Genomic DNA, 13,993 nt, shown 5'->3' with positions numbered 1-13,993 from the left:
TAAAATTATGCCAACCATATCCATTCGCGGAAACGAGATGCCTGCATCTCCTATCAGAAAGCTGGCTCCTTTGGCAGACGCTGCCAAGCAACGTGGAGTCCATGTGTTTCACCTGAACATCGGACAGCCTGATCTGCCCACTCCTCAGGCCGCGATTGACGCGATACGCAATATTGACCGGAAGGTATTGGAGTATAGTCCAAGTGCCGGTTATCGTAGCTATCGCGAGAAATTAGTAGGATATTATGCGAAATTCAATATCAACCTTACAGCAGACGATATAATCATTACATCAGGAGGTTCGGAAGCCGTACTTTTTTCCTTCCTTTCCTGCCTGAATCCGGGAGATGAAATAATCGTTCCGGAACCGGCTTATGCTAACTATATGGCATTTGCAATCTCTGCCGGAGCAAAGATCCGCACCATTGCTACGACCATTGAAGAGGGCTTTTCCCTTCCGAAAGTAGAGAAGTTTGAAGAACTGATTAATGAGCGTACCAAAGCGATTCTTATTTGTAATCCCAACAATCCTACCGGTTATTTGTATACCCGTCGTGAAATGAATCAGATTCGTGACCTGGTAAAGAAGTACGATTTGTTCCTTTTCTCCGATGAAGTATATCGTGAATTTATATATACCGGTTCTCCTTATATCTCTGCCTGCCATTTGGAAGGTATTGAGAATAATGTGGTATTAATTGACTCCGTATCCAAACGTTATTCAGAATGTGGTATTCGTATTGGTGCGTTGATAACCAAAAACAAGGAGATACGCGATGCTGTCATGAAGTTCTGCCAGGCTCGTTTGAGTCCTCCATTGATCGGACAGATTGCTGCAGAGGCCTCTTTGGATGCTCCGGAAGAGTATTCTCGTGAAACGTATGATGAATATGTAGAACGTCGTAAATGCCTGATTGACGGTTTGAACCGTATTCCCGGTGTTTATTCACCCATCCCGATGGGCGCTTTTTATACAGTAGCGAAACTCCCGGTAGATGATTCCGACAAGTTCTGTGCATGGTGCCTCTCTGATTTTGAATATGAAGGTCAGACGGTATTCATGGCTCCGGCTTCCGGTTTCTATACCACTCCGGGTTCCGGCATTAATGAAGTTCGTATTGCTTACGTATTGAAGAAAGAAGATTTAACCCGTGCGCTTTTTGTCTTGCAGAAGGCCTTGGAAGCATATCCGGGAAGAACAGAATGAAATTTAAGTATTAAGTATTAGGTATTAAGTATTAACCGTAGCTTCTTGTGTGTTTGCTCGTGTGTATAATTGTCTAATACTTTATGTCTAATACTTAATACTTTATACTTAATACTTAACCCAATGTCTCTATCACTTTTCATAGCTCGGCGTATCTATCGTGAAAGCGATGGCAGAAAGCAGGTGTCACGTCCTGCGGTCCTCATTGCCATGGCGGGTATTGCTATTGGTTTGGCTGTGATGATTATTGCGGTGGCGGTAGTTATCGGGTTTAAAAGTGAGGTGAGAAATAAAGTCATAGGATTCGGGTCACATATTCAGATAACTAATCTGGATGCCGTCAGTTCTTACGAAACTCATCCGATTGTGGTAGGAGACAGTATGATGACTGCTCTTGCTGATTATCCGGAGATAAGCCATGTGCAGCGTTTCTCTACCAAACCGGGTATGATTAAGACCGATGACGCTTTTCAAGGAATGGTGTTAAAAGGGGTAGGTCCGGAGTTCGACCCCCATTTTATAAAAGAGTATTTGGTAGAAGGGGAGATTCCTGTTTTCAGTGATTCAGTATCTACCAATCAAGTGCTTATCTCGAAAGCGTTGGCAACTAAAATGAAGTTGAAACTGGGAGATAAGATATATACCTATTATATACAGGATGATATTCGTGCTCGTCGCCTGACGATTGCCGGAATTTATCAGACGAACTTCTCCGAATACGACAACCTCTTTTTACTGACGGATCTCAATCTGGTGAATCGCTTGAACGGTTGGCAACCGGAACAGGTGACCGGTGTGGAATTACAGGTGAAAGATTATGATAAACTGGAAGATATAACCTATGAGATCGCAACTGATATTGACAACAGGCAAGATGAACTGGGAGGTGTGTATTATGTGCGTAACATCGAACAACTGAATCCTCAAATCTTTGCCTGGCTTGATTTATTGGATTTGAACGTATGGGTGATTCTGATTTTGATGATAGGAGTTGCCGGCTTCACCATGATTTCCGGTTTACTGATTATTATCATCGAACGCACCAATATGATTGGGATTTTAAAAGCATTAGGAGCCAATAATTTCACGATTCGCAGAACCTTTCTTTGGTTTGCAGTCTTTCTGATTGGCAAAGGCATGCTCTGGGGCAATGCCATTGGTTTGGCATTCTGTATTCTTCAATCTCAATTCGGACTTTTCAAACTTGATCCGGAGACTTATTATGTAGATACTGTCCCGGTATCTTTTAATGTTTTACTTTTTATCTTGATTAATTTGGGTACTTTGTTTGCTTCTGTATTGATGTTGATTGGTCCTTCATTTTTGATTACCAAGATCAATCCGGCAAGCTCCATGAGATACGAATAATCCTCTTTTTATCTACCCGTTTTCTACTGCATAAATAATTTAGTCTGTTGCGTGATGTGGAGTGAATAATATGTCTATATTTGCGCCCAATTTACTTAATATCCTCTTGTAGGTTTAATTTTTAACCATTATGAATAATGTGTTAATCCTGTTGGATAATCTGGATGACTGGAAACCGTATTACGAGACAAGTAGTGTCCTGACTGTTTCCGACTATCTGAAAAACAAGCCGGTAGAAAAAGACCGGAAGTTAGTTATTAATCTTAGCGATGATTACAGTTATAACTCTGAAGGGTATTACTGTTCATTGTTAGCCCAAACGAGAGGACAGAAAGTCATTCCGGATGTTGATATAATCAACAAGTTGGAGACCGGGACGGGTGTTCGGATGGATCGTAGTCTGCAAGCCCTCTGTTACCAGTGGATACAGAAGAACAATGTCAAAGACGACATTTGGTATCTGAACATTTACTTTGGCAAATGTAGAGAGAAAGGTCTGGAGCGGATTGCACGATTTATTTTTGAGAATTACCCTTGCCCATTATTGAGGGTGGCTTTGAATACTCATCCCAGAAATCAGATCGAAAGTATTCAATTTCTTCCTCTGAATCGGCTCAATGATGAAGAGCAGGATTTCTTTGCCAACACATTGGATAACTTTAATAAGAAAATATGGCGTGCGCCTAAGTCGGCGAAAGCTTCCCGTTATAGTTTAGCTGTATTGGTTGATCCACAGGAAAAATTTCCGCCCAGCAACAAAGGTGCCTTGCATAAATTGGCAGAAGTTGCCAAGAAGATGAATATTCATGTGGAAATGATTACGGAAGATGACGCCATCCGTTTGCTCGAATTTGATGCCTTGTTCATTCGTACTACAACATCATTGAATCATTATACATTCCATTTGTCGCAATTGGCTGCACAAAACGGAATGGCCGTTATTGACGATCCGCTTTCCATCATCCGGTGTACGAACAAAGTATACCTGAAAGAACTTTTTGAAAAGGAAAAAATTTCTGCTCCTAAGTCAACGCTGATTTTTCAGTCAAACGATCATTCGTTTGAGCAGATCAGCGAACAGGTGGGGGCTCCTTTTATTCTGAAGATACCGGATGGGTCTTATTCCATTGGCATGAAAAAGGTTTCGAATGAGGAAGAACTGCAAGCAAGTCTGAAGATGCTTTTTGAGAAGTCGGCTATCTTACTGGCGCAGGCATTTACTCCTACGGAGTTTGACTGGCGTGTCGGCCTGTTGAATGGGGTACCGCTGTATGCCTGCAAATATTATATGGCAAAAGGACATTGGCAAATTTACTGCCACTATGATTCGGGCAGAAGTCGTTGCGGACTGGTAGATACGATTCCTATTTATCAGGTACCTCGGGTAGTGTTGGATACAGCCGTTAAAGCTGCGAATCTGATCGGAAAGGGATTGTATGGAGTCGACCTGAAAATGGTAGATGATAAAGCCTATGTTATTGAGAACAATGATAATCCGAGTATCGACCATGGGCTGGAAGATGCCATTATCGGTGATGAAATGTATTACCGGTTACTGAATCATTTTGAACAGGCCTTGGAGGCGAAACATTATTGATGATGGAGACGGGTTTATTTGTTCGTAAAGCACAGCAAAGTGATATTCCTGCTATTTTGGAAATAGAATGGGAATGTTTTCGGGAAGATAGCTTTTCGAAAGAACAGTTTGCTTATCTGATAAGCCGCTCGAAAGGAACTTTCTATGTAATGATGGAAGGGGATAGGGTAATCGCTTATGTCTCCTTATTATTCCATGGTGGAACTCATTATTTAAGGATCTATTCGATAGCTGTCCATCCGGATTTCAGAGGGAAAGGATTGGGACAAGCATTGATGGACCAAACGATTCGGACAGCTAACGAATGTAAGGCTGCTAAAATTACTTTGGAAGTGAAGGTGACGAACGCTGCCGCTATTGCGCTATATATGAAAAATGGCTTTATTCCGGCAGGAATAAAGCCATGCTATTATCATGATGGTTCGAATGCTATTTATATGCAACGGTTGATTCCATGAATTCATCTTCTCATGAAATCTCCTTTTCCTCGAAAGAATCGGCAAATCTTGAAATTCAGCGACTGTATAGGTTGGAGAAGGTCGAATAGCGGTAATGAGAAATAGTATTTCCGGTTTCCTCCCATTTCTTTGGCTGTTTGGTTAATAACGACAATTTGCATGATGAAGCGTAGTAACCAGATTAACAGTGCGATGCCTGCGACTAACCAATGAGAATTGAGGACGCCGGATGCGATGCCTGCTATACAGGAAACATAGAATAACAGACGGGAGAAAGTCTCAAATCCCAAAAGGTATCGTTGTATTCCCTGATAATATCTTGCGGTCGCCATATAGCTTATTTTTTCCTCTTTCCATTCTTTGTATCGGTACACAGGATTTATCCGTGTGGTGGCGTTGATGTCTGTTTCGACGCGGGTATTTGAAGGAGTTGCCAACTGGTTGATGAATAGGTCATCCTCTCCACGTTGCAGGTTCAGGTATTTGGAGAATCCTTTCTGTTGGAAAAACAACTCTTTCCGGTAAGCTAAGTTACGTCCGATACCCATATATGGTTTTCCGGCTAAAGCGAATCCCAGATAACGCAAGGATTGGAAGAGGGTATCAAATGCGGTACGTTTGTGCAACCATCCTTTTGTACGGTCATAGCCGCTATATCCCAATACGATTTGAGTCTGCGGAGTAAAGTTGCGTGCCATTAACTTTAACCACTGGTTACTTGCCGGCATACAGTTTGTTTCTGTAAATACCAGCCAATCATGTTTACTGGCTTTAATGCCTAATGTCAGGGCCAGTTTTTTATGACTGATATAACGTGCGCTTTCAGGGGTAAAACTATGGTAAAGATGAGGATATTTTTCTTCCATCATTCCCAGTATATCCTCGGTTTCATCTGTGGAAGCATCGTTGATGACAATCACCTCGAATTGCGGATAATCCTGTTCCAGAATGGCTGGCAGGATTTTACGCAGGTTTTCAGCCTCATTGCGTGCGCAGAGAATTACGGAAAGTGGAGGCAGTTCTCGTGAAAAATGTACCTCTTCTTTGCGTACAGCCTTATTATGGGCATGTATCCGATTGTACAGACCAAAATAATAGATGAGCTGAATGATAAAAAGAATACCTGCCGCTGATAAAAGAATCAGTTCGACAGTATTGAATGTAAATGTTTCCATCAAATTTTAGTGTCGTTTTTACAACGGCAAAAGTACACAATTTTTCGGTAGTTCCGTCATCTCGACGGGAGGTTATTTCGTAAGTCCAGATATTCTTTTTTAAACATATCTACAAAAAGGAAGAATAACGCAAGCAACAACGGACCGAAGATCACTCCCATAAACCCAAATAACGGCAGACCGATGACTACCCCGAAAATAGTGATAAGTGGATGAGTATCTGCCATTTTCTTTTGAAGAATAAACCGAATCAGGTTATCTGACTGTGATACGACGATGGCTCCGTATGCGGCAATCCCGATGGCGTTGAACCAGTCTCCGCTTATAGCCAGATAAGCGGCTACGGGAAACCATACCAATGCAGTGCCCACCATCGGAATAATGGTTGCAAAGCAGGTCAGGAATCCTAATAATAAGATGTTGGGTGCTCCGAAAAGAAGATAACCTATCGTGGCTACTCCTCCCTGAATGATAGCCAGCAAGGGAATACCGATGGCATTGGAACGAACAATCATATTGATTTCGTGGATTACTTCTTGAGTATTGGTCTCGTTAAATGGCAGAATATCGTTGACGTATGCTTCCATTTTTTTTCCTCCGATCAACATGAAATAAAGTACAAAGATCATGACGAACAGGTTGATGGCGAGACTGCTGATACTCTCCATTATGATTTGTCCGATACGGGGAAGTATGGAGACAATGAATGTCAATGTATCTTTTCCTAATACATCATATCCTGTTTTCTCTTTGATAAATTCGGCTACTTGTTGGATCGGTGCGATATACGTTTGTGGGTCCAGATTGATATCTTGTAGTTTATTTACTACCATCCAGACGGTCAGTCCCAAAGGAATAAGGAAGACAAAAATAGTTTCTGCGGTAATCAGTAAAGCACTTAGGCTACGTTTTAGCTTTCGTTTTTCTACCAGATATCTCATCTGTCCGCGTACAAGAATATAAATAGTGAGTGCTCCCAATAATCCTCCCAGGAATGGAGTGATTTGTCGGAAGATGATGATCCCCATAAATAGGATGATGACGATGAGGGAATATTTCCAGTATTGTTCTTTGGTGCTCATATCATGTGAAATTCGTTTATATAATGAACAATTAAGGTATAGGAAAGGTTTGTTTTATGGTGAGATAACGAAATGAAAACAGTTTGGTTTCATTGAGCGGATATTCGTTAATATCCAATTGATTTATGTTAAATGTTAACGGATTGGTTGTTTCTATTAAACCATGTTATAAGATACACTGCTTTGACCTGAAAATTTGGAGATAACCGAAAAGCTCGTATCTTTGTAGTGTGTTTTTCATAGTATTAGATTTAAGGTTAACAAAGATTGGCTGTCTGGGATAGATAGCCTTTTTTTATGTTATATATTCTGCTCTGTTTGACTATCCTCTTGGTTTTTCACAAAAAGCATTTGATTCCCACGTCCCACTTTACAGATTATGCCTTCTTTGGCAAACCGCTTTAAATCCTCTAATGCTTTATTTTTCAGTCGTCCGGTCAGTTCGGTATATGTGGTGCGTGTGATGAATCCATATCGGTTGACGTGTTCAAGTAGTCTTCTTTTCAGTTCTTCGTCATCCAGTTGGCTTGAAGCTTGGAAAAATAGTTTTTGAGCCCGTTCCAGTTTACCCGTTGCTTTCTTCTTGAATGTTTTGGAAGCAAGGAAATTCACTCCGTTGAATTGAATGGAAGGTGAACGCAGGTCTTTTTTATCTTTCACCAGTCGGGATTTTATCTTTCCGGAAAAATAACCGAACTCACCTACTTCTACCCGGTAGCCTTGTCCTATGTATTCTCCCACGAGGTCTACAAGTTCCATCAGTGTACCTTCTACCACTCCCGGCTTGTATCCGGTGCGGGCAACGAGTTGTTTCAATAGTTGTTTGGTGTTGATAGTGCCGTTAAATACAATGCTGGGGTACAACACATCCTTTTCTCCCTCTTTTGTAGTGAGAGCCGGTTTCTTCTTAAAGTCGTAATATGCCATTATTCTGATAATTAAATATATTCTCTGTATTCTTTATTGTTTTTTACTGTAGCTTTTATGAAACTGCTTAGTATAATTTTGCTCGTCCTGTTATAGGGTGTCTATTGTCCTGTTATAAAAAACTATTTGTTTTCCTATAAGAAAATAATTGTTTTGTTGTAAGGGGATAATGAAAATTATGCAGTAAAGGTATTTGTTTTATGTGAGGCGGACAAGTAATTGATGCAATGTTTGGGAATAATCTTCTAATGTGTTGAACAAGTGAACGTTTCTTGTCCTGTGCCGAAAATTATGTTTTTCAGCATAAGTGAGTGTTTTTCTATACTAATATTATTGTATTCTAAAAAAAATCCCTTAATATTGCATTTGTATTATTTGTCAGACAAATAATACAAATCATAAAATTCTAATAATATGAAGATAGAAATTAATCAAACAACATTAATCGATCAGGTGGAAGACAGTCTGCTTACTTACTTTAAAAAGAATGACTTAAGGCGTGGAGATTCAATTCCCAATGAGAATAATCTGGCTGCAGAATTAGGAGTTGCAAGGAGTGTTGTCAGAGAAGCATTGAGTCGTTTGAAAATGATGGGGCTGATTCATGCACGTCCTCGCAAAGGAATGGTTCTGACCGAACCTTCTATTTTAGGAGGGATGAAAAGAGTGATAGATCCTCGTGTTTTGAGTGAAGAAACTATTTTAGATCTGTTAGATTTCAGAATTGCACTTGAAATAGGAATATCAAGCGATATTTTCCGTAAGATAACTCCTAAAGACATCGAAGAATTAAGCGAGATAGTGAAAATGGGAATTGTTTTTGAGAATAATGAATACGCATTAATCAGTGAATCGGCTTTTCATACGAAACTATATAAAATCACTGGAAATAAAATAATATCCGAATTTCAGGAAATCATTCACCCTATACTTGTCTATGTGAAAGAAAAATTCAAAGATTATTTGAAACCTATAAATATAGAAATGAGTAAAAGTGGTAAAATAGCTACTCATGCTGATTTGCTGGATTTTATAAAAAAAGGGGATGAAAAAGGATACCGGGATGCCATCGAAAGACATTTTGAGGTTTATAAGATTTTCAAGGTCAATCGGAGTCAGGAGTTGATGGCAGAAAAAGAAAGTAGTGAAAAGGTAGAAGGGATATGAAAAGACTATATTTCATCATTTTATGTTTATCCTTAATAATATTGTTTATGAATACATCTTGTTTGAGAAAAAAGGAAAAGAGGATAGAGGTGCAATGGGAAAACTCATTGCTGCTTCCAGGATGCGCCGGCATGCCGGAGAACGTCGGATTAGCAGGTGCATATTCCGGGATAGTGGAAGGAAAGTTGCTTGTGCTGGGCGGAGCTAACTTTCCTGACAAGTATCCTTGGGAAGGAGGAACGAAAACTTGGTGGTCTACTTTATATAGCTATGATTTACAAACGGGAAAATGGACTGTTTATGATGATTTTCTCGATCGCCCGCTTGCTTATGGAGTTTCAATAAGTCTGCCGGAAGGATTGTTGTGTATTGGAGGGTGTGATCGTACGCAGTGTAGTGATAACGTTTTCCTGATAAAGAAAGAAGAAGATTCATTTGTGATAGACTCTGTCAGTTATCCATCTTTGCCGGTTCCGTTGGCGAATGCAACGGGAGCAATGGATGATAACTGTATTTATATTGCTGGGGGGCAAGAGACTATGGTAAATGAACAGTCGACTCATCATTTTTACATGCTTGATTTGATGCATAAAGAAAGAGGATGGCAAGAAATGCCGGATTGGAATGGTCCTTCTCTTTCCTATGCAGTAGGTGTGGCTCAAGGGGAACGATTTTATCTTTTCAGCGGAAGAAGTTATGCTCCGGATGAGGCGATGGTAGAACATACGGAGGGGTACGTATTTGAGCCAGGCATTGGAAAATGGAGTAAAATGATCGGTTCTTTTCCTGTAATGGCGGGGACTGGTATACCATACGGGGAGGATAAGATTCTGCTATTTGGGGGAGTGGAAGAGATTCTTCCTACATCTTCCGAGCATCCGGGATTCAGCCGTAAGTTACGAGTAGTTAGTACAAGTACGAATTCTCTGGTAGATTCGCTCGAATGTCCTTATCGCATTCCGGTTACTACAAATGTTGTTTCTGTCGGAAATCAGGTATTTATCGTAAGTGGTGAGGTACAGCCGGGAATACGGACGCCATTTATTCTAAAGGGAAGTTTCTAGAAATAAAATGAAATATCAAATCTAATTAAATGCATTATGAACAATTATGAAAGACTGGAAGGGATGGTTGCGGCCACCTTCACCCCAATGGATGAAAATGGGGATGTAAATTTATCTGTTATTGAAAAATATGCTGATTGGATCGCATCAACTCCTATTAAAGGGGTGTTTGTGTGTGGTACGACCGGTGAATTCTCTTCGCTGACGATTGATGAACGTAAATTAATTCTTGAAAAATGGGTTGCTTCGGCTGGTAAGCGGTTCAAAGTGATTGCCCATGTAGGTTCAAACTGTCAGCGGAGTGCTATGGAACTGGCATGTCATGCGGAAAAAGCAGGAGCCGATGCCATTGCTTCAATAGCTCCGTCTTTTTTCAAGCCGGGAACGGTAGATGAGTTGATCGATTTTTTTGCTCCGGTTTGCAGGTCTGCCAGTGGACTGCCTTTCTATTACTATAATATGCCGTCGATCACAGGGGTTAATTTGCCGGTAGATAGATTTTTGGTAGAGGGTAAGAAGAAAATACCAAACTTGGTAGGTACTAAATTTACTCATAATAACCTGATGGAGATGGGGGCTTGCATCGATTTGGAGCAGCATAAGTTTGAAGTTCTGCATGGCTTTGACGAGATTCTGATTGCAGGTTTATCAATGGGAGCTGTGGCAGGCGTAGGAAGTACATATAATTATATTCCCAATGTTTACCATGCCATTTTTGAATCAATGAAGCAAAATGATGTGGAAACAGCACGTGTCTGGCAAATGAAATCTATACGTACAGTGGAAGTTATCATTAAATATGGTGGAGGCGTACGTGGAGGTAAAGCTATCATGAAATTAATAGGTATTGATTGTGGCAGTTGTCGTTTACCGATAAAACCTTTTTCAGTTGAGGAGTATGACAAATTAAAAGGTGATTTGGATGCAATAAATTTCTTCGATTTTTAGATATAAAAAGAGGAGATGACAGTAAAAGTATATTGCTGGGGTTTAGCTATTTTACTTTCTGTCATTCCCCTCAAATCTAGTTAAATGCGTTCAAAATTACCTAAAATAAAAATACTATGAAAGTAAGAAGGGAAATATTAATCATATTTTCAATGATTTTATTATTGGTATTGCCAGCCACGTCTTTGGGTAAAGAAATAAAATGGGTGCTGGAACGACCGGTAATTCCTGTGTTGGTGAAGAAATCGGCAAGTCCTGTATTAAAGGTTACTCTAATCAGGGCAGACAATCAACCTTACGCCATTCAGCAAATAGATTTAGATTTATTAGGGAGTACAGATGTGGCAGATGTTGTTTCTGTTGCTATATATGGTACACAAGAAAATGGACTGATAGATACATCCCGTTTGCTATATAAATCACTTCCCGCTGCACGTAAAATATCATTTACTGATAAAGTGCAGGTAAATCAGGATTCTTTGTCTTTTTGGGTAGCCGTGACGTTGAAAGATACGGTTTCATTGGATCACCGTATTCAACTTAACTGTAACCGGATTAAAACGACTAAAGGCAATCTGAAAATCTCGGAAAAAGGAAGTAAACCTTTGCGGGTAGGAGTAGCGGTACGGCAGAAAGGACAGGATGGGTGTGTTTCGTCACGTATTCCTGGATTGGCTACCAGCAATCAAGGAACTTTGTTAGCCATTTTTGATGCCCGTTATGATTACTCTCGTGATTTGCAAGGAAATATAGACATTGCTCTTCATCGGAGTACGGATCAGGGATTGACCTGGCAACCTGTTCAGACTGTATTAGATATGGGAGAATGGGGCGGCTTGCCGCAGAAATACAATGGAGTGAGCGATGCTTGTATTCTAGTCGATAAAAATACAGGTGACATTTATGTAGCCGGATTGTGGATGCATGGCCTGCTGGATAAAGATGGCAAGTGGATAGAAGGATTGAATGAAAGTAGCACGGTCTGGACACACCAATGGAAAGGAAAAGGCTCCCAACCCGGAACAGGACTAAAAGAAACCTGCCAGTTTATGATAGCGAAAAGTACGGATGACGGTCTTAGCTGGAGTTTTCCGGATAATATAACCGCAAAGACGAAACACCCTGAATGGTGGCTGTTTGCACCGGCACCGGGACAAGGGATTACGTTGAAGGATGGCACGTTGGTATTTCCCACACAGGGACGTGATGAAAAAGGACTTCCTTTCTCAAATATTACGTATAGTAAAGATCACGGAAAGACGTGGGTGACCAGCAACTCTGCATATCAGGATGTAACGGAATGTAGTGTCGTACAATTGAATGATGGCGTCCTGATGTTGAACATGCGTGACAACCGGAACAGAGGACATAAAGAGGTGAACGGTCGGAGAATTTGTACGACTACCGATTTGGGAGCGAGTTGGAAGGAACATCCTACTTCAAGAAAGGCACTGGTGGAACCTACCTGTATGGCAAGCCTGCACCGACATGAATATATAGAAGAAGGAAAAAAGAAAAGCATGCTTCTCTTTGTAAATCCGAATGATTATGGGAAAAGGGATAAACTGACTTTGAAAGTGAGTTTTGATGATGGAATGACCTGGCCGGAGGAACATTGGATTCTTTTCGACCAATATCGCAGTGCCGGATATTCCTGCATTACGTCCATAGATGAAAATTCAATAGGCATATTATATGAGAGCAGTCAGTCGGATTTAGCTTTTATAAAAATCGATTTAACGGAGATTTTAAAGTAAACAGGCATGAATAATAAAACTTCAAATATATATCCCTGGGTAGTAGTCGGACTATTGTGGGGTGTTGCTTTGCTGAATTATATGGACAGGCAAATGCTTTCCACTATGCGAATTCCGATGATGGAGGATGTCCGGGAATTGGAATCGGCTGCCAATTTTGGTCGTCTGATGGCTGTCTTTCTGTGGGTATACGGACTGATGAGTCCTTTGTCGGGTATTATCGGTGACCGTGTGAACCGTAAATGGTTGATTGTAGGTAGTCTGTGTGTATGGTCGGGAGTTACTTATCTGATGGGCTATGCCACCACTTTCAATCAACTCTATTGGTTGCGTGGGATTATGGGAGTTAGTGAAGCACTGTATTTACCTGCTGCTTTGTCTCTGATTGCTGATTTTCACAAAGATAAAACTCGTTCGCTGGCTGTGGGAATACATATGACGGGATTATATGTAGGACAGGCTATCGGTGGGTTCGGAGCTACTTTTGCAGCAATCTATTCCTGGCATACCACGTTTCATTGGTTTGGCATTATAGGTATAGGTTATGGTATTATTCTGGCATTTTTCCTACGTGATAAAGAGAGAGGAAATGTCTCGGAGAATCAGAAGATGAAAAAGATTCCGGTATTGAAGAGCTTGGGAATGTTATTCTCTAATGTCTTCTTCTGGGTTATCTTATTTTATTTCTGTGTGCCGGGTACTCCGGGATGGGCGGCAAAGAATTGGTTACCAACTCTTTTTTCTGATAGCTTGTCTATTGATATTTCAGTAGCAGGTCCTATGTCTACCATTTCTATAGCCTTATCTTCACTCTTCGGAGTATTGGCAGGTGGATACATCTCGGATCAATGGGTATTAAAAAATGTACGTGGAAGAGTTTATACTGGTGCGTTGGGTTTGGGGCTTATCATACCTTCCCTGCTGTTTATCGGATATGGTCATTCTATTTTTGCATTGGTCATGGGAGCGGTGTTATTCGGAATAGGTTTTGGTATGTTTGATGCAAATAATATGCCTATTCTTTGTCAGTTTGTATCTGCACGTTACAGGGCAACCGCTTATGGTATTATGAATATGTGTGGTGTATTTGCCGGAGCTGCTATTACTAGCCTTTTAGGCGAATCAATGGATGCCGGACACCTGGGACGTGATTTTGCACTGCTTGCTATATTGGTACTGGCTATGCTGGTTATTCTGGTCACTTGTCTGCGACCTAAAACAATTGATATGAAAGATTAATTTT

At 40.7% G+C, this 13,993-nt stretch carries 12 protein-coding genes; 9 read left to right on the top strand and 3 right to left on the bottom strand.

Annotated elements, in window-relative coordinates:
- Positions 1-7: 7 nt before the first annotated feature.
- From INE92_RS10360 to rimI, 4 genes are all read left to right on the top strand, one after another.
- The gene (locus INE92_RS10360) at positions 8-1,207 is read left to right on the top strand and encodes a pyridoxal phosphate-dependent aminotransferase (protein ID WP_007757808.1); all 1,200 of its coding nucleotides are present in this window, start codon (positions 8-10) and stop codon (positions 1,205-1,207) included.
- Positions 1,208-1,330: 123 nt separating this feature from the next.
- Complete coding sequence (locus INE92_RS10355; RefSeq protein ID WP_195436016.1) at positions 1,331-2,575, top strand: ABC transporter permease; 1,245 nt, start codon at positions 1,331-1,333, stop codon at positions 2,573-2,575.
- A gap of 130 nt (positions 2,576-2,705) precedes the next feature.
- On the top strand, positions 2,706-4,172 hold the full coding sequence (locus tag INE92_RS10350; RefSeq protein WP_195436014.1) for a RimK family protein: 1,467 nt from the start codon (positions 2,706-2,708) through the stop codon (positions 4,170-4,172).
- Positions 4,172-4,630 (top strand): ribosomal protein S18-alanine N-acetyltransferase, encoded by a 459-nt coding sequence (rimI, locus tag INE92_RS10345; RefSeq protein ID WP_008644726.1) that lies wholly within the window; start codon positions 4,172-4,174, stop codon positions 4,628-4,630. Before INE92_RS10350 ends, rimI begins: the two co-directional genes overlap by 1 nt.
- A 2-nt stretch (positions 4,631-4,632) precedes the next feature.
- Here rimI and INE92_RS10340 read toward each other — a convergent pair whose 3' ends face one another.
- The 3 genes from INE92_RS10340 to INE92_RS10330 form a co-directional block, all read right to left on the bottom strand.
- A complete protein-coding gene (locus INE92_RS10340) occupies positions 4,633-5,805 on the bottom strand; it encodes a glycosyltransferase (protein ID WP_004314830.1) in 1,173 nt (390 codons plus the stop codon).
- Positions 5,806-5,861: 56 nt separating this feature from the next.
- Positions 5,862-6,887, bottom strand: a complete 1,026-nt coding sequence (locus INE92_RS10335) for an AI-2E family transporter (protein WP_004314829.1) — start codon at positions 6,885-6,887, stop codon at positions 5,862-5,864.
- A 300-nt stretch (positions 6,888-7,187) separates the two neighbouring features.
- Positions 7,188-7,814 (bottom strand): HU family DNA-binding protein, encoded by a 627-nt coding sequence (locus tag INE92_RS10330; RefSeq protein ID WP_004314827.1) that lies wholly within the window; start codon positions 7,812-7,814, stop codon positions 7,188-7,190.
- A gap of 414 nt (positions 7,815-8,228) precedes the next feature.
- Between INE92_RS10330 and INE92_RS10325 the strand changes: the two genes are divergently transcribed.
- From INE92_RS10325 to INE92_RS10305, 5 genes are all read left to right on the top strand, one after another.
- Positions 8,229-8,981 carry a FadR/GntR family transcriptional regulator gene (locus INE92_RS10325; protein WP_004314826.1) on the top strand — a complete coding sequence of 251 codons (753 nt, stop codon included), beginning with the start codon at positions 8,229-8,231 and terminating at the stop codon, positions 8,979-8,981.
- A complete protein-coding gene (locus tag INE92_RS10320) occupies positions 8,978-10,045 on the top strand; it encodes a hypothetical protein (RefSeq protein ID WP_456151229.1) in 1,068 nt (355 codons plus the stop codon). The genes INE92_RS10325 and INE92_RS10320 overlap by 4 nt, the downstream gene beginning before the upstream one ends.
- A gap of 36 nt (positions 10,046-10,081) precedes the next feature.
- Entirely contained in the window at positions 10,082-10,993 is a 912-nt protein-coding gene (locus tag INE92_RS10315) for a dihydrodipicolinate synthase family protein (RefSeq protein WP_008644728.1), read from the top strand.
- 116 nt (positions 10,994-11,109) lie between these two features.
- Positions 11,110-12,750: a sialidase family protein gene (locus tag INE92_RS10310; protein ID WP_008644729.1), complete on the top strand. Its 1,641-nt coding sequence runs from the start codon at positions 11,110-11,112 to the stop codon at positions 12,748-12,750.
- Positions 12,751-12,756: 6 nt separating this feature from the next.
- Positions 12,757-13,989: an MFS transporter gene (locus INE92_RS10305; protein WP_008644730.1), complete on the top strand. Its 1,233-nt coding sequence runs from the start codon at positions 12,757-12,759 to the stop codon at positions 13,987-13,989.
- Positions 13,990-13,993: the final 4 nt, after the last annotated feature.

This window comes from Bacteroides xylanisolvens (assembly GCF_018289135.1).
In the GTDB taxonomy this organism is placed as follows: domain Bacteria; phylum Bacteroidota; class Bacteroidia; order Bacteroidales; family Bacteroidaceae; genus Bacteroides; species Bacteroides xylanisolvens.
Note: the sequence above shows the minus strand (reverse complement) of the source record. Positions and strands in the feature narration are given on the sequence as shown.